Origin of the sequence: Hyphomicrobium sp. NDB2Meth4 (assembly GCF_900117445.1) — a bacterium.
Taxonomy (GTDB): Bacteria; Pseudomonadota; Alphaproteobacteria; order Rhizobiales; family Hyphomicrobiaceae; genus Hyphomicrobium_A.
The window spans coordinates 528,598-544,007 of sequence record NZ_FPEJ01000001.1; the positions used below are offsets into that span (position 1 = coordinate 528,598).

Here is a 15,410-nt window from a genome sequence, read left to right on the forward strand (position 1 = left end):
GTATCGTGCGTCCCACTCACGACTATCTGCGCGACGGCGCCGAAATATACCGCAACTCGTTCGCCATCATTCGCGCCGAAGCCGACTTATCGCGCTTCAGTGGCCGCGCCGAAAAGGTGGCCGTGCGCATCATCCACGCGTCCGGGATGGTCGAAATCGCTGGAGACATCGAGCAGTCAGCTGAATTCGCCGAAGCCGCGGCCAAAGCATTGCACGCCGGGGCACCAATTATTTGCGATGCGCAGATGGTCGCCCACGGCGTAACGCGGGTTCGCCTTCCTGCAGATAACGCCGTCATCTGCACGCTGTCGGATCAGCGAGTGCCGGAGATGGCGCGAGCCCTCGGAACCACGCGCTCGGCGGCGGCAGTCGAGTTGTGGCGGCCGCATCTTGCCGGCGCTGTAGTCGCTGTCGGCAATGCACCCACCGCCCTCTTTCATCTGCTCGACATCATCGCCAACGGCGCACCTCCCCCGGCAGCAATCATCGGCGTTCCTGTTGGCTTCGTCGGTGCCGCGGAATCGAAAGACGCGCTGGCCGCCGATCCCCCCGCGCCGTTCCTTATCGTGCGCGGGCGAAAAGGCGGAAGCGCCATTGCAGCCGCCGCCATCAATGCCCTGGCGAGTGACAAAGAATGACGAAGCTCGAAGCCATCGCGGGCTGCGCGCACGCCGGCACGCTCTACGGGATCGGCGTCGGCCCCGGCGACGTGCGCTACACGACGCTGCGTGCCGCGGGGCTGATCGGTTCCGTCGACGTCATCGCCTATTTCGCCAAGCGTGGCCGCGAGGGCAACGCCCGCCGCATCGTCTCGCCACTTCTGTCTACCGGCCAACGCGAAATGCGGCTCGAATACCCGCTCACCGACGAGATCCCCGCTGCGGATCCCGCCTATCGGAGCGCTATCGCAGCGTTCTACGCCGCGACCGCCGACGCGCTATCGGTCGAGCTCAACGGCGGACGCTCCGTTGGCCTTCTCGCCGAGGGTGACCCGTTCTTCTACGGCTCGTTCATGCACATGTGGCGCCGGCTTGAAAAGCACCACCCGGTCGAGGTGGTACCCGGCGTCACTGGTATGTCCGGCTGCTGGACGCGCGCCAATGCGCCGATCACGTGGGGCGACGATGTCCTGACAGTCATGCCTGGGACCCTGCCCGAGGCGACACTCATCGACCGTCTGTCGAACGCGGATGCCGCTGTCATCATGAAGGTCGGACGTAACTTCGCTAAAGTTCGCCGCGCCATCGATGCCGCAGGCCTCCTCGGCCGCGCCATCTACGTCGAGCGAGGCACCATGAGCGAAGAACGAGTGCTGCCGCTGTGCGACCACGACGGCGATGTCACCGTGCCCTACTTCGCCATCATACTCATCCCCGGCCAAGGGCGGCGGCTATGACGGGAAAGCTCACTATTGTCGGCCTCGGCCCGGGCGATGCGGAACTCACCACCCCTGCCGTGACCGAAGCCTTGCGGACGGCTACCGACCTCGTCGGATACGAGACCTACCTTGCCCGCGTTGCCCTGCGAGACGGCCAGAAACGACACGCGTCCGACAACCGCGTCGAGATCGATCGAGCGATGCACGCGCTCGCGCTCGCAGCCGAAGGACGCACCGTAGCTGTCGTATCAGGCGGAGATCCTGGGGTTTTCGCGATGGCTGCCGCCGTCATGGAAGCAATCGAGACGGGCGATGCGCGGTGGCGCGACCTCGACGTGCGCGTTGAGCCGGGCGTCACCGCGATGCTCGCTGCCGCTGCCCTTGCCGGCGCGCCGCTTGGCGCCGATTTCTGCGCCATATCGCTGTCGGACAATCTGAAATCGTGGGAGACGATCAGCCGCCGCCTTGTCGCTGCGGCATCGGCCGACTTCGTCATCGCCCTCTACAATCCCGCCTCAAAAGCGCGACCGCACCAGCTCGCGCGCGCCTTCGAGCTGCTGCAGCGGCATAAGTCCGGCGCCACTGTCGTCCTCTTCGCCCGGGCAGCAGGCACCTCATCCGCGGCGCTGGAGATCACCACGCTTGCGAATGCGACGTCCAAGCCCGCGGACATGCGAACGCTCGTCATCATCGGATCCAGCACCACGCGCTTGATCGAACGCACCGCAGCCCAGCCGCTTGTCTACACGCCTCGCGCGGAGGTCGTCCGCCCATGAGCCGTGTCCACAAGGCCATCGAGCCAACGCAATGCGGCCTCGGCGTCGGTGCACTCGTTCGCATCCGGCTGGTCGGGTCTGGCGATCATCACGACCTGAATACCGAGTTGACGCGCCGCCACGATCTTGGCCTGCGCCGCCGCGCCGCCCGAATTCTTGCTCACGACGACTTCGATCGCGCGCTCGCGCATCAGCGACAGCTCATCGACCAGCGTGAATGGGCCGCGCTGCAGAATGACGTCGGCGAGCGGCGGCAGATCGACAGGATTTGGCGCGTCGACTGCCCGCACCACATACCGATGCTGCGGCGCGTGCTTGAACACCGCCAGCTCGTTGCGACCGATTCCGAGAAACACGCGTCGGCGCTCCGTCCCCAACGCCGCGCACGCCGCCTCGGCATTTGCGACGTCGCGCCAATCATCGTCGCGCTCTCGCTGCCAGGGCGGCCGATGCAATCGCAGCAGCGGCAAACCGCATTCCCGCGCAGCCGTAACGGCGTTGACCGAGATACGCGCGGCGTAAGGATGCGTCGCATCGATCACCACGTCGATGGCTTCATGGCGCAGCCAAGCCGCAAGCCCTTCAGCACCACCGAACCCGCCGATGCGCGTACGAGTACCCGCCAGCAGTGGCGCCGCTGTGCGGCCAGCAAGGGAATAGATCGGGCTGAAGCGTTCATCGAGCGCCAGCTCCGCCGCCAGTGCGCGTGCCTCAGTCGTGCCGCCGAGGATGAGAACGCGCATGATTGACCCTGCAAACTCCGCCTTGGCTCCGCGCAACGCGCCCGAACCCTGGTTATCTCTCATTGGAATTGGCGAGGATGGTGTCGACGCACTGTCGCCGGTCGCTCGCCGATTGATCGCTGCCGCCCATCTCGTCGTCGGCGGCGAAAGACATCTTAAGCTCGCGGGCAGTCTGATCAAGGGGCGCCAGCTTGCATGGCCGCGGCCCATCGAAGACGCGTTTGCCAGCATCGTTGCGCTGCGCGGAAACTCGGTCACCGTTCTTGCTACGGGAGACCCGTTCCACTTTGGCATCGGCAAGCAACTCGCCGGGATCATAGACCCCAGTGAAATGGTGTGCCTGCCCCAGCCGTCGGCATTCTCCCTTGCTGCCGCCCGCCTTGGCTGGGCGCTGCAGGATGTCGCGACGATTTCCCTGCACGGACGCGATCTCCGGGCGGTCGGCCGCCACCTCCATCATGGCGCGCGCATTCTTGCTCTTTCGTGGGACGGCACGACGCCTGCAAAGCTCGCCAAGCTGCTCACCGAACGCGGTCTCGGCGATTCACCAATCACTGTGCTGGAGCGCATGGGATCACCCGATGGGCGCATTCTCCGGACAACCGCCACTATGGGGTTCGCCCATCCGGTTGCTGCTCTCAACACGATTGCGATTGAAGTCGCAGCTCAGCCCGGCGCCATCCAACCCAGCCTCGTCAGCGGACTCGACAACGCTCTTTTTGCCAACGATGGGCAGCTTACGAAACGCGAGATTCGCGCGATCACGCTATCATCATTGGCACCGCGCAGGGGCGAGCTTCTCTGGGATGTTGGCCTCGGCGCCGGCTCCATCGCCATCGAGTGGCTGCTCGCTGACCCAACGTTGCGCGCCATTGGCATAGAGGAATGCTCCGCGCGCGCCGACACCGCCGCTCGCAACGCAGCTGCGCTCGGCACGCCCGAGCTGCAAATCGTTGCCGGTCGCGCACCCGATGCTTTTGCGGGCCTGCCCTCACCCGACGCAATCTTCATCGGCGGCGGCATCACCGATGGCATCATCGCCCCCGCATGGTCGGCACTCAGGCCCGGCGGACGCATGGTCGCCAACGCGGTCACACTTGAAGGAGAGGCCGCGCTGCTGGACGCATTTCGACAGCTTGGCGGCGACCTAACGCGCATCGAAATATCCCGTGCCGCACCGGTAGGCACGCTTTCAGGCTGGCGCCCCGCCATGCCCGTCACACATTGGCGGGCCGTGAAGCCATGATCGTCGCAGGTATTGGATGCCGTCGTGGAACCAGCGCTGAGTGCGTGATCGAGGCGCTGCATGGTGCGCTCGCGCGCTCCGGAATCGCACAGTCCAAACTTGGCGCGCTGGCAACGAGCGCTGACAAGCACGATGAGTTCGGCATCTTCGAAGCCGCCAAGCGGCTGTCGCTCAGCATTGTACTGGTCCCGCAAACCGCACTGCAGAAAATGAGCATGCACACGCTCACCTTCTCTGCACGCGTGCGGTCACTGAAGGGGGTGAACTGTCTCGCCGAAGCCGCCGCACTCGCGGCCGCAGGGCCGGGCGCCCGTCTTATTGCGCCACGCCACGCAACATCCGTCGCAACCTGCGCATTAGCCGAAGGCGGTGCACCATGACGGTTCACTTCATCGGCGCAGGGCCGGGCGCCCCCGACCTCATCACCGTGCGCGGACGCGATCTCATCGCGCGCTGCCCCGTGTGTCTCTATGCGGGCTCCCTTGTACCAAAGGCCGTCCTCGACCATTGCCCTCCCGGCGCCCGCATCATCGATACAGCGCCACTAGCATTGGACGACATCATCGCCGAAATGCAGGCAGCCACCAGCCGCGGCGAGGACGTCGCACGGCTGCATTCCGGGGATCTCGCGATCTGGAGCGCCATGGGTGAGCAGCTACGCCGCCTCGATGCGCTCGCCATTCCCTATACGGTCACACCGGGCGTCCCCGCGTTCTCCGCCGCGGCCGCCGTCCTGAGCAAAGAACTCACGCTGCCGGAGGTCGCACAGTCGGTCATCCTCACGCGCACGCCTGGGCGGGCATCGTCCATGCCACCCGGCGAAACCCTGGCGGCCTTCGCCGCAACTGGTTCCACGCTTGCCATCCACCTATCGATTCATGTGCTCAAAGATGTCGTCACCGATCTCACGCCACACTATGGGGCGGACTGCCCCGCAGCGGTCGTCTACCGCGCGACATGGTCGGACGAGAAAGTCGTTCGCGCAACGCTGGCTACGCTTCAGCAGGCAATCGCAGACGCTGGCGCTGGCGCGATCGAGCGCACCGCACTCATCCTGGTCGGTCGCACACTCGCCGCCGACTACTTTGCCGAAAGCGCTCTCTATTCCAAAGGCTATGACCGGCGCTTCCGCGGAGGCCGGCAATGACTGACCTCTCCTTCCCCGAATTCCGCTCCGGCGAAGTCTGGCTTGTCGGCGCAGGGCCAGGCGATCCTCGCCTTTTGACACTGCTGGCCGTGCATGCGCTGAAGTCTGGCGATGTCGTGGTGCACGACGAGCTGATCGACAAGCGCGTGCTGGGATTCGCATCAGAGGGCGCCGAAATACTGTCGGCGGGCAAACGCGGCGGAAAGCCATCCGCGCATCAGGCCGACATCAACGACCGGCTCATCGAGCTGGCCCGTGCTGGTCGCAAGGTTGTCCGCCTCAAGGGGGGCGATCCCTTTGTGTTCGGACGCGGCGGCGAAGAAGCGATCACTCTGGCGCGTGCCGGCGTGCCCTTCCGCATCGTTCCTGGCCTGACCTCCGGCCTGACTGCGGCAGCCCTTGCCGGCATTCCCGCAACGACACGCCAGACCAATCACGCCGTTATCCTGGCGACGGGGCATCGCGCGCTCGACGAGGAGGCGATGCGCGATTGGGCGGCGATGGCACGCACCGGCCAGCCCATCATTTTCTACATGGCAATCTCGAACCTGGAGCGGATCTGCGCCGTTTTGCGGGACGCTGGGATGGACGCTCGAACGCCGGTTACATTCATCATGGCCTCCACGTACGAGGCCGAGCGCACACTAGACACCACGCTGGAGCACGCTGCCCGCGATGCGCGCGAGCATGCCATCACCGCTCCCGCCCTCATCGTTATCGGCGCCATAGCCGCCTTGCGTGGCGAGATCACCCCGTGGCTCCGCCGCGAGCCCCAGCAAACTGGAAAACCGGGCGGGGACTAATGGCAATCCCGTCAGAACGATTGCCGCATAGCCCCCTTGAACTCCGACCGAGCCTACGCTCGCTGGCCGCTGTTCGGGGAGCATACTTCGCGCATTTCCTGGGTTCGCGCCCTTCACAGAGGTCGTTCGGCCTCTAAGCCTGGTGATTCTGAGCACGACCAAAGATCGATGCCGATCGGCAACGCTTTTAGCTGATCGACTTGGCAACGCTTGCCAGCCAATCCGGCCCGACGCTTAATCGTGGCGGGGATCAAAAAGAACTTCGGCTTCGCGAAGCGGCGCGCGTTCCGGGAAACAAACAATAAGTGGCGACAAGAAGAGGGCTGTCGTCGACAAAGGCGCGCCCATGCCCATCGCCATCCGACTTGACGCGGACCAATCCTCCTTCGCCACCGATGCTCACGGCAACGGTAACGCGCACAGCATCGAAGCGCCCAGCCCACTCAGCCGCCAGATTCAGATACGTGAACAGCCACTCGCGAATACGTCGGCTGTCGACACGATCGCCGCCGCACTCGCGAACTCTCCCGTGCTGCCGTCGCGCGAGCCCCCCATGTCGCTCGACCTCGCATCCGGATTAGCACTCGCACGTCCCGCCGAAGTGCTTCGTTATGACGATCGCACCAGCGCCTTGCTGCCTCAGTCGACGACAGACAGCCTCGAGCCACTCCCGGCCGCGCCGCTGCCATCTCCGTTTGCACCGCTTCCGTTCAACCCGAGCATGCCCGACATCGCAAGCTGCGCCCCGACGCGAGTATTTCGCGCCGGAGACGATATCGCGCTCTTCCTCAGGAACCCTGCGGCCATCGCCGCACGCAGCGGCCTCCCATCGGCCGTGCGCTACTCGCTGGTGCTAGCCGTCGTCAGCCGCATCACGCGTATGCCGCTCTTCATGGTGGCACTAGAGCACGGACCGTTCGACACGGCTTGGCTTTGCACCTTCGGCACCGATGGCGTGCATCGAAATCTCGGCGCGATGTCCGTCGACGAGGAGCAGTTCTTTGCCCATGCCGCTAGCATCGTCTCGACCGAATTCGGGCAGATGCTCGTGGAATTGCCCATGCCGCAGGGCGCACCGCTGGCGGGCTATGCCGGCACAGCACACGAGGCGCCACCGCGCACGGCGCACACCGCGCCTACCGGCAAGGCGCCGTGTCACGACCTCGATCAATTCCTAAGGATGCTTGATGAAGAGCCGGTCCCCGCCTCCGACCCCATAGTTTCCCGCATGCAGGACTTGATGCGCAACGTCGCCATCTATCTGAATGCTGGAACGGGAACGGATGCGGAAGCCGCCCACCTGGAGCGCGAACTGCAGTGGGCGGCGATGCACTTCCCGCCTCGCCAATGCCAGACCCTGGCGCGCAGCGTCCGGGCTGCCTCGCCCGCTTACCGCCGACGGCTTGATCTGATGAAACAGGCACACTTCAATTTCGTCACCACCGGCAAAGGTGCGATTGGACCGCTGCTGAACGAGATCGCCGAGCTCGAAGCCGCCGGGGTGCTGTCCCTGCAGGAGCGAGCGACGCTCCATAACGCGCTGACGCCACAACCGCCGGTCGCGCGGCCCTCTGTGCCGCCGGCCGCCTCGAGGGCACCCGCCGCAGCAGGCCCTCCACCAGCCCGGCTGCCACCTAAGCAACCCATGCCGTGGTGGCGCCGCCTCCTGAGATAAGAGGCGGCACAGGCATCAGATTTCAGCGTTCAGCGCAGGATGATCCTCGGCCAGCGGCTGAGCGAAGGTCACGCCACAGAAACCGCCCACCGACCAGTCCACGGTCCCGTTCACTACGTCCTGTGAGGGCAACATGACCGTCACGGTATCGCCCGCCGCAAGGCCGAATACACCGTCGAGCTTGATCCCGCTGGGCGATACGCTGCGGATCATTGCGCTCAGCTTACGGCTCCCAGCCACCACCCGCGCGTGTTGTATCGGCCCACGCATAAAGGCTGGCCGCTGCGCCAGCGCCTGCTTCGCCGATGACTGATAACGCGTCGCCGAATAGTCCATTTGAACCCGATGTTCCATGCCTGCACCCGACCTCATGCTCGCATGATGCTGTTGCGGCCGCCTTGAGCCGCCTGTCCAGGATTGAATAGAACTATTCAGATCCTCTTAAGTTTCCCTCATCGGATCGCACCGAATGAAATATCTGACTTCCAAGTCGACCCCGAACCGATGATGGAGCCCTGATGCGCCTGATCGATCGCTGGCTTGCTCGTTATGCCGAACCTCAAGAGGCTGCCCTCGAAGCTGTCAGAGGCCTCAAGCCCATCGTCGTCGTTACGGGCGCTTCACAAGGGATCGGACTGGCATTGGCCCGGCGTTTTGGCCGCGCCGGCCACGACGTTGCCCTCATCGCGCGAGGAGCAAATGCGCTCGAAGCTGCGGCCGGACTGATTGCCTCAGACTACGCCGTCACCGCAATGGCCATCCCCATGGATGTCACCAACCCGGAAGCGATCGACCGCATCACCGCCCAGCTCGGCGCGAATGGCTTCTATATAGAAGTGCTCATCAACAATGCCGGCGTGGGGCTCGCCGGGCCATTCGCTCATCAATCCCAGGAAGCGATCGCGCACCTTATTGATCTCAACGTCACGGCCCTGACCCGGATGACCCGTGCAGTCCTCCCCGACATGCTTGCCCGCGGCCATGGCGGCATTATCAACTTGGCCTCCCTGGGAGGGCTTATCCCCGGGCCCAACCAGGCCGTTTACTACGCCAGCAAGGCTTATGTCGTATCACTTACTCGCGCACTGGCTGCAGAGAACGCCGGTCGCGGCGTGCGCATGTTGGCCGTGGCCCCTGGCCCGGTGGACACCGGTTTCCATAGAGCAATGGGCACCGAACTTTCTTTTTACCGCCAGCTACTAATCGCCTTGAGTGCGCGCCAGGTCGCGTTCGAATCCTACCTCGCCTTCAAGCTCGGCTGGCACCATTATGTGCCCGGCCTGACCGGCAAGCTCCTGCAAATAGCCGTTTGGATCATCCCCCACGCGCTGCTGCTTCCGCTTATGGGCTGGCTCTTGCGCCGACGCGACGAGCGGCCTTGGCACGACGTCGGCAACCCGTCGGCGTGATTGCCGCACCGCAACGTCATTTCCTTTCTCGAAACAAATTTCCGTTTAGTGTCGTTCGGCGTCGGGAATTGTGTCTAGCGTATCACGGCGCAGTCGGCGCGGTGGCGCGCCGGCGAGTATCGTTAAACTCGCTCTGTGCGCGCTGCCGCGTCTTCCTTGCATAAGTCTCTTGAATCTTGCCGTCGACGCTCCCCATCTCAGCCCGCGTCGAACCTTCTCACCCACCGCGACATCTCATCTTCACCATCCAGGGAACATTCCTGGACAGCCGCGCGTCGACGCCCTAAACGCCGATACTCGAGCAGTGAGTGCAGGATGCCCGGTCGCAACGCTTCCAATCCCTCAGCAAACCTGGACCTCGCTCCAATCGGCAACGGGCGAACGTCTGCCCTTGTCGACACCAACGGGCGCATCGTCTGGTGGTGCTTCCCGAGGTTCGATTCAGATCCCGTTTTCTCACGCCTTTTGGCCGGAGACGATGAAAAGGGCTTCTGCGACGTCGTCATGCAGGGCCAGACGACGACGCACGCCGCGTACGTCCGCAACACCGCCATTGTCGAGACAATACTAGAGGACGCGAGCGGCAACGCCGTCCGTATCACCGATTTTGCCCCGCGTTTCATGCTCTATGAGCGCGCGTTCCACCCCGCCCAGCTGATCCGCCGCATCGAACCCCTGCGCGGTCTGCCCCGTATCACGATCCGATTGCGCCCGACTTTCAACTACGGCCAACCCGCCGAGCCCCCCGCCATCGGATCGAACCACATGCGATTTGGCGGTGGCGCCGATGTACTGCGCGTCACCACCGACGCGCCGCTCTCCTACATTGCCCACGAAACGCCCTTCGCGCTGACAAATCCCGTGACGCTCGTACTCGGCTCGGACGAACCGCTCCAAGCCTCCGTCGACAGCATCAGCCGCGAGTTTCTCGAACGCACGCGCAGCTACTGGGTGAATTGGGTGCGCGGCCTCGGCATCCCGCTCGACTGGCAGTCTGCGATCATCCGCGCTGCCATAACTTTGAAGCTTTGCCAGTTCGAGGAAACGGGAGCGATCATCGCAGCCGCGACCACGTCGATTCCAGAGGCCCCCGGCACGCAACGCAATTGGGATTACCGCTTCTGTTGGCTCCGCGACGCCTTCTTTGTGGTCAGCGCACTCAATCGTCTGGGCGCGACCCAGACGATGGAAAACTACCTCAACTACATCACCACCATTGCCGTCGAAACCGAGACCCCACTGCAGCCAGTCTACGGCATCATCCCAAATCTGCCGCTCACCGAGCGCATTGCCGAAAACCTCGCCGGCTTCCGCGGTATGGGGCCTGTCCGCATCGGCAACCAGGCCGCCGAGCAAACCCAGCACGACGCATACGGCAGCATCATCCTTGGCGCCTCGCATATGTTCATCGACGAGCGTCTGCCGGGCATGGGCGATGCGGCGCTGTTTCGCCGGTTGGAACCGCTCGGACACCTGGCACGCAAACGCTACCTCGAGCCCGATGCCGGTCCGTGGGAATATCGCGGCCGCGCACGCATTCATACCTATTCGGCAATGATGTGCTGGGTTGCCTGCGATCGGCTCGCGCGCCTTGCCGGCTTGTTGTCGCTCAACGAGCAAGCCGGGTACTGGCGCGCCGAGGCCGACAAAATCCGTGATGAGATCCTCTCCCGCGCCTGGAGCAAGAAGTGGGGCGCCCTCGCAGGAGCCTTCGAGCACGACGACCTCGACGCCAGCGTGCTGCTCGCCGCCGAGTTCGGGCTGCTGCGCGCCGATGACGAGCGCTATCGCTCAACCGTCGAAGTCATCGGCCGCGAGTTGGGCCGCAACGGCTTCATGATGCGCTATGTCGCCGACGACGATTTCGGAGCGCCCGAAACTGCATTTCTCGCTTGCCAGTTCTGGTACGCCGATGCCTTGGCCTTGATCGGCGAGACGCAAAAGGCACGCGACATCTTCACCGACATTCTCTCGCGCACCAATACTTTTGGCGTGCTCGGAGAGGACATTGATCCCGTCTCCGGCCAGCTCTGGGGCAACATTCCTCAGACCTATTGCATGGCGGGCATCATTAACACCGCGATGAAGTTATCCCGCAGCTGGGAAGACGCTTGGGTGGCCAGCTAACCCGCCGCGAATTGCTCAATTGGAACTAAAACGCGACCTAAACGTTTATCGCCCAATACCGAATCTACTCCTGAGACTGACAGGAGAAGTATGGGCCGCCTCGTACTCATTTCAAATCGCGTCGCCGACCTCTCGAAAGCTTCACAAGCGGGAGGCATGGCCGTCGCGTTAGCCGATACGCTGCGCACGCGCGGCGGACTTTGGCTCGGCTGGAGCGGGAAGATCGGCGAGCGCCGCGACGAGCAGCGCAGCGATCCTGACTTCACCAAATTCGGCAACGCCACCGTCGCCACCTTACCGCTCAGCGCCCGCGAGCATGAAGCCTACTACATTGGCTATTCCAACAACGTGCTCTGGCCCGTGTTTCACGATCGCCTGGATATCGCCCAGTTCGAAGCTGGCTACTATCAGCGCTATCTCGAGGTGAACAAGCGGTTCGCACGCGCGCTGCACCCGCTCCTGCGCCCCGACGACAGCATCTGGGTGCACGACTATCACATGATCCCGCTCGGCATGGAGCTGCGCGCACTCGGCGTCACCAATCCGATCGGCTTTTTCCTGCACATCCCGGTGCCGCCCGCACAGACGTTCCTAGCCATTCCCGAGCACCGCGAGCTGGCACGAGGCCTCGCCGCTTACGATCTCATCGGGCTGCAGACCAAGGTCGATGTCGGCAATCTGATCGACTACCTGCAGGATGGTGTCTTCGGCCGCATTCTCCAGGATGGGCGCATCCGCGCCTTCGATCGCGAGCTGTCGATCGCCGCCTTTCCGGTTGCCATCGACGTCGATGCATTCGTGGATTCGCGCCCCAAGCACACTGCTAAAAAGCTGTCCACCACCCGCATCCTCGGTGTCGATCGCCTAGACTACACCAAAGGGCTGCCGCAGAAGTTCCGCGCCTTCAGCCGCTTCCTCGAGAAATACCCGGACTACCACGGCAAAGTTCTTCTCTCGCAGATCGCACCGCCGACGCGCGAGACGGTCACCGCCTACGCTGACATCCGTCATGAGCTGGAAACGCTCTCGGGCCGTATCAACGGCCGCTTCGGCGAGTTGGACTGGGTGCCGATCCAGTACATCCATCGCTCCACGCCGCGTAAATTGCTGGTCGACGTCTACCGCAACTCCCGCGTCGGGTTCGTCACCCCGCTGCGCGACGGCATGAACCTCGTCGCCAAGGAATACGTCGCAGCCCAGGATCCCGATGATCCCGGCGTTCTCATACTGTCGCGATTCGCCGGTGCTGCTGAGCAGTTGCAAGAAGCATTGATCGTCAATCCCTACGATATCGAGGAGATGGCCGACGCGCTGAAGAAGGCGCTCGACATGGACCTGACCGAACGGCGTGAACGCCACGAGGCGCTCCTGTCGGACATCCGCCGCAACGACACCTACGCATGGTGCCGCTCCTTCCTAGACTCGTTGGAAAGCACCAGCCGTAGCGCGCCACTCGCGATCCCCACCTCGCCTTCGGAAGCGGCGCGCCGCGCGTTGCAGGAAATCGAGATGGCCCGCGTCGCACCACGCGCGCGCCATCAATGAGTGAAGCGGTGCGGGCCACCACATGCCGCCTGAGAGGCACACATGAAGGCACTCTGCATCGGTGGCGCAACGGTCGACGCGATCGCGACGATAGAAAGCGATAGCATCGAACGCATGTCGATGTTGAATGCAGAGACGTCCTTTCTGTTGCTCGAAGAAGGACGCAAGACGGAAGCGCACGATATCTCCACCCATTGCGGCGGCGGCGCCGTCAACGCGGCTGTCGCCCTTTCACGCCTCGGCCTTGACGCATCCGCCATCGCCAAGCTTGGCCGCGATGCGCGCGCCGACTTCATCCTGTCGCGCCTCACCGCGGAAGGCGTATCGACGCGCTGGATCATCCGCGACGCCACCGCCCCTACCGGCGCCTCCATGATCATCTCGTCCCACGAGCGCAACGCAGCCGTCTTCACGTTTCGCGGTGCGAATGCCCACCTCGAGTCGGCAGACCTCGCTCGCGAGGCTTTCGACGTCGACCTGGTCTACATCTCGAGCCTTTCCGGCAAATCCGCCGACTGCTTCCCCCAGGCAGTACGCATGGCGCGTACCGCAGGCGCCCTCATCGCCGTCAACGCAACGATCCGCCAGCTCGCGGTGCACCCCGACGCGTTCCTCGCAAATCTCGCCGCGATCGACATCCTCGCACTCAACCGCCGCGAGGCCGAAGCGCTCCTGCCCCGGCTGACCAACTCCGCCGCGAGCAGCCCCATGCCGCGCATCACCGCTGGTGATCAGGCGCCGCCGTTGCTGACCCGCGGGCTGCAATCGGGCACCTTCGAAATGAGTTTGCCGACTTTCTTCGCGGCATTGCGGGCCCGCGGCACACGCCACATTATGCTCACCGATGGCAGCAACGGAGCTTTCGTCTGCTCTGACGCGGACATGATCTACTGCCCCGCCGAGCCCACGGACGTCGCCAGCACAGCAGGCGCGGGCGACGCAATGGGCGCGACATTCTCTGCCTTCATCACCCTCGGCTACCCGGCCGACGTCGCATTGAAGGCTGCGACAATCAATGCCGCGAACGTCGTGGCTTTCATTGACACGCAGTCCGGGTTATTGGGGCGGCACGCCCTGGAGCAGCGTCTCGGCGCCAGCTCCGGACAAAAACTGCGCAGATGGAAGATGTGAGGGGAACCTGGCCTGATGACCGACAGAGCCGTAGCCGCGAGAAAGCAACCGGCAGAATTGGTCTTCACGGAGGAACATGCCGTTGAGTTTCCTCCCATCTCCGCCGGCAGCCTCCTCGGCGGCGACGTACACAACATCGCCCTGTTTCTCGATTGCGACGGCACCCTGCTCGACATTGCAGCGACGCCGGGCGAGGTGCGCGTACCCACTGGACTGGTCGAACTGCTGAAGCGCATCTCCGATGGCCTCGGCGGCGCTCTCGCCTTGCTGACCGGCCGTCAGCTCGCCGAAATCGACATGCTGCTTACGCCCATCGAATTCATCGGAGCCGGCGTCCACGGCGCCGAGCTACGCATGCTTCCCGGCGGCGCCGTCACACGCATTACCAATTCGCTGCCCGCCGCTCTCATCGACGACGTGATGCATCACGTACAGAAGCTGCCCGGCATCATCGCTGAGCCGAAGGGCCCAGGCATCGCGGTTCACTATCGGCTGGCCCCTCATCTCGCTCCCTCGCTAGAAGCCGAGCTGCGCGCGCTTGTCGCCCGCCACGCCGATGATCTCGTGCTCTGCCCCGGTCGCCAGCTCTTCGAGATCATTCCTGCCGGCCACTCCAAGGGCACGGCCCTAGAGACGATGCTGAAGCTGCCCGACTTTGCCCACCGCAAGCCGATCATGATCGGTGACGACGTCGGCGACATCCCGGCACTCGAAGCAGCGTTCCGGCTAGGGGGCGCAGGTCTGCGCGTCGCCGGCGAGCAGTTCCGCAAAGGCGCAGAATTCGCCGGCCCCGCGGAAGTGATAAGCTGGCTCCAGCGCCTGGAACTGCTGCTGCGCAAATAACCCGATCACGTCGGCGCCGGCGGGCAATCCGCCGCGCCGCCATCGCGCGCCTTCTCGGCAAGCTCGCGGTACTTCTTGCGCAGCCGCTCAATCTCCGCTTCCTCAAGCTCCTCCAAGTCGAGCAGCGTATTGCGCGCCCCCTCGATCGACCGGATCAGTTCGTCGAGCTTCACTTGGATGGCTTCGGAATCGCGGTTCTGCGACGCCTGAATGGCGAACACCATCAGGAACGTTACAATCGTCGTGCCCGTGTTGATCACGAGCTGCCACGTGTCCGAGAATCCGAACAACGGTCCGGTAACGATCCACACCGCCACCACGGCAACCGCAGCCGTGAACGCATAGGGGCTCCCCGCTGCGCGAGAGCACCAGCGCACGAAGCGCGTAAATAGCGATGAATTTTTGTTGCTCAGCTGCGAGGGATAAAACGACGCCATTGGAGACATCCCGACTGATCGGCCTCCACAACGCGCCCCAGCAAACCGAAGTTCCGGCCTCCACATGGCTGGAACTCTTTTCCTCACACCCGAGTTTTATCTAGCGCGACCGAACCGAGCGCGGTCGATCCTGAAACATTTTGGGTAGGT

16 protein-coding genes are annotated in these 15,410 nt (G+C 63.9%); 13 read left to right on the plus strand and 3 right to left on the minus strand.

The features are described from left to right. The first annotated feature begins 5 nt into the window (after nucleotides 1-5). From NDB2M4_RS02475 to cobJ, 3 genes are read left to right on the plus strand one after another with little or no spacing between them, the layout of a single operon-like run. A complete protein-coding gene (locus NDB2M4_RS02475) occupies nucleotides 6-638 on the plus strand; it encodes a precorrin-8X methylmutase (RefSeq protein ID WP_072369616.1) in 633 nt (210 codons plus the stop codon). Further along, entirely contained in the window at nucleotides 635-1,396 is a 762-nt protein-coding gene (locus tag NDB2M4_RS02480; RefSeq protein ID WP_072369619.1) for a precorrin-2 C(20)-methyltransferase, read from the plus strand. Before NDB2M4_RS02475 ends, NDB2M4_RS02480 begins: the two co-directional genes overlap by 4 nt. Continuing rightward, complete coding sequence (gene cobJ, locus NDB2M4_RS02485) at nucleotides 1,393-2,154, plus strand: precorrin-3B C(17)-methyltransferase (protein WP_072369622.1); 762 nt, start codon at nucleotides 1,393-1,395, stop codon at nucleotides 2,152-2,154. Before NDB2M4_RS02480 ends, cobJ begins: the two co-directional genes overlap by 4 nt. Here cobJ and NDB2M4_RS02490 read toward each other — a convergent pair. Then, nucleotides 2,121-2,897: a cobalt-precorrin-6A reductase gene (locus NDB2M4_RS02490; protein WP_072369625.1), complete on the minus strand. Its 777-nt coding sequence runs from the start codon at nucleotides 2,895-2,897 to the stop codon at nucleotides 2,121-2,123. The genes cobJ and NDB2M4_RS02490 overlap by 34 nt on opposite strands. On the opposite strand from NDB2M4_RS02490, the gene cbiE reads away from it, so the two are divergent. From cbiE to NDB2M4_RS02515, 5 genes are all read left to right on the plus strand, one after another. Beyond that, nucleotides 2,896-4,143, plus strand: coding sequence for a precorrin-6y C5,15-methyltransferase (decarboxylating) subunit CbiE (cbiE, locus tag NDB2M4_RS02495; protein WP_072369627.1), 1,248 nt, complete (start codon nucleotides 2,896-2,898; stop codon nucleotides 4,141-4,143). The two genes, NDB2M4_RS02490 and cbiE, sit on opposite strands and share 2 nt — an antisense overlap. Next, nucleotides 4,140-4,523: a cobalamin biosynthesis protein gene (locus tag NDB2M4_RS02500; RefSeq protein ID WP_072371681.1), complete on the plus strand. Its 384-nt coding sequence runs from the start codon at nucleotides 4,140-4,142 to the stop codon at nucleotides 4,521-4,523. Before cbiE ends, NDB2M4_RS02500 begins: the two co-directional genes overlap by 4 nt. Further along, nucleotides 4,520-5,290: a precorrin-4 C(11)-methyltransferase gene (gene cobM, locus NDB2M4_RS19900; protein ID WP_072369630.1), complete on the plus strand. Its 771-nt coding sequence runs from the start codon at nucleotides 4,520-4,522 to the stop codon at nucleotides 5,288-5,290. Before NDB2M4_RS02500 ends, cobM begins: the two co-directional genes overlap by 4 nt. Next, complete coding sequence (gene cobA / locus NDB2M4_RS19905; protein WP_072369633.1) at nucleotides 5,287-6,093, plus strand: uroporphyrinogen-III C-methyltransferase; 807 nt, start codon at nucleotides 5,287-5,289, stop codon at nucleotides 6,091-6,093. The genes cobM and cobA overlap by 4 nt, the downstream gene beginning before the upstream one ends. 346 nt (nucleotides 6,094-6,439) lie before the next feature. Continuing rightward, nucleotides 6,440-7,768, plus strand: coding sequence for a hypothetical protein (locus tag NDB2M4_RS02515; RefSeq protein ID WP_072369636.1), 1,329 nt, complete (start codon nucleotides 6,440-6,442; stop codon nucleotides 7,766-7,768). A 15-nt stretch (nucleotides 7,769-7,783) separates the two neighbouring features. On the opposite strand, the gene NDB2M4_RS02520 is transcribed toward NDB2M4_RS02515, so the two are convergent. Next, nucleotides 7,784-8,122, minus strand: a complete 339-nt coding sequence (locus NDB2M4_RS02520) for a hypothetical protein (protein WP_139247064.1) — start codon at nucleotides 8,120-8,122, stop codon at nucleotides 7,784-7,786. 164 nt (nucleotides 8,123-8,286) lie between these two features. Here NDB2M4_RS02520 and NDB2M4_RS02525 point away from each other — a divergent pair, with 164 nt between their 5' ends. From NDB2M4_RS02525 to otsB, 5 genes are all read left to right on the plus strand, one after another. Then, nucleotides 8,287-9,177, plus strand: a complete 891-nt coding sequence (locus NDB2M4_RS02525) for an SDR family NAD(P)-dependent oxidoreductase (protein ID WP_083555680.1) — start codon at nucleotides 8,287-8,289, stop codon at nucleotides 9,175-9,177. 315 nt (nucleotides 9,178-9,492) lie between these two features. Beyond that, nucleotides 9,493-11,304, plus strand: coding sequence for a glycoside hydrolase family 15 protein (locus NDB2M4_RS02530; protein ID WP_072369642.1), 1,812 nt, complete (start codon nucleotides 9,493-9,495; stop codon nucleotides 11,302-11,304). A 90-nt stretch (nucleotides 11,305-11,394) separates the two neighbouring features. Continuing rightward, nucleotides 11,395-12,849 (plus strand): alpha,alpha-trehalose-phosphate synthase (UDP-forming), encoded by a 1,455-nt coding sequence (locus NDB2M4_RS02535; RefSeq protein ID WP_072369645.1) that lies wholly within the window; start codon nucleotides 11,395-11,397, stop codon nucleotides 12,847-12,849. A gap of 42 nt (nucleotides 12,850-12,891) precedes the next feature. Then, entirely contained in the window at nucleotides 12,892-13,980 is a 1,089-nt protein-coding gene (locus NDB2M4_RS02540; RefSeq protein WP_072369648.1) for a carbohydrate kinase family protein, read from the plus strand. A gap of 15 nt (nucleotides 13,981-13,995) precedes the next feature. After that, nucleotides 13,996-14,823: a trehalose-phosphatase gene (gene otsB, locus NDB2M4_RS02545; protein ID WP_083555682.1), complete on the plus strand. Its 828-nt coding sequence runs from the start codon at nucleotides 13,996-13,998 to the stop codon at nucleotides 14,821-14,823. 5 nt (nucleotides 14,824-14,828) lie between these two features. Here otsB and NDB2M4_RS02550 read toward each other — a convergent pair whose 3' ends face one another. Next, complete coding sequence (locus NDB2M4_RS02550; protein WP_072369654.1) at nucleotides 14,829-15,260, minus strand: low affinity iron permease family protein; 432 nt, start codon at nucleotides 15,258-15,260, stop codon at nucleotides 14,829-14,831. Nucleotides 15,261-15,410: the final 150 nt, after the last annotated feature.

What these genes read in the sequence shown, in the direction of transcription:
- NDB2M4_RS02480 (WP_072369619.1), top strand. Translation starts at nt 635, where the DNA reads ATGACGAAGCTCGAAGCCATCGCGGGCTGCGCGCACGCCGGCACGCTC.
- cobJ (WP_072369622.1), top strand. Translation starts at nt 1,393, where the DNA reads ATGACGGGAAAGCTCACTATTGTCGGCCTCGGCCCGGGCGATGCGGAA.
- cbiE (WP_072369627.1), top strand. Translation starts at nt 2,896, where the DNA reads ATGATTGACCCTGCAAACTCCGCCTTGGCTCCGCGCAACGCGCCCGAA.
- NDB2M4_RS02490 (WP_072369625.1), bottom strand. Translation starts at nt 2,897, where the DNA reads ATGCGCGTTCTCATCCTCGGCGGCACGACTGAGGCACGCGCACTGGCG.
- NDB2M4_RS02500 (WP_072371681.1), top strand. Translation starts at nt 4,140, where the DNA reads ATGATCGTCGCAGGTATTGGATGCCGTCGTGGAACCAGCGCTGAGTGC.
- cobM (WP_072369630.1), top strand. Translation starts at nt 4,520, where the DNA reads ATGACGGTTCACTTCATCGGCGCAGGGCCGGGCGCCCCCGACCTCATC.
- cobA (WP_072369633.1), top strand. Translation starts at nt 5,287, where the DNA reads ATGACTGACCTCTCCTTCCCCGAATTCCGCTCCGGCGAAGTCTGGCTT.
- NDB2M4_RS02515 (WP_072369636.1), top strand. Translation starts at nt 6,440, where the DNA reads ATGCCCATCGCCATCCGACTTGACGCGGACCAATCCTCCTTCGCCACC.
- NDB2M4_RS02520 (WP_139247064.1), bottom strand. Translation starts at nt 8,122, where the DNA reads ATGGAACATCGGGTTCAAATGGACTATTCGGCGACGCGTTATCAGTCA.
- NDB2M4_RS02525 (WP_083555680.1), top strand. Translation starts at nt 8,287, where the DNA reads ATGCGCCTGATCGATCGCTGGCTTGCTCGTTATGCCGAACCTCAAGAG.
- NDB2M4_RS02530 (WP_072369642.1), top strand. Translation starts at nt 9,493, where the DNA reads ATGCCCGGTCGCAACGCTTCCAATCCCTCAGCAAACCTGGACCTCGCT.
- NDB2M4_RS02535 (WP_072369645.1), top strand. Translation starts at nt 11,395, where the DNA reads ATGGGCCGCCTCGTACTCATTTCAAATCGCGTCGCCGACCTCTCGAAA.
- NDB2M4_RS02540 (WP_072369648.1), top strand. Translation starts at nt 12,892, where the DNA reads ATGAAGGCACTCTGCATCGGTGGCGCAACGGTCGACGCGATCGCGACG.
- otsB (WP_083555682.1), top strand. Translation starts at nt 13,996, where the DNA reads ATGACCGACAGAGCCGTAGCCGCGAGAAAGCAACCGGCAGAATTGGTC.
- NDB2M4_RS02550 (WP_072369654.1), bottom strand. Translation starts at nt 15,260, where the DNA reads ATGGCGTCGTTTTATCCCTCGCAGCTGAGCAACAAAAATTCATCGCTA.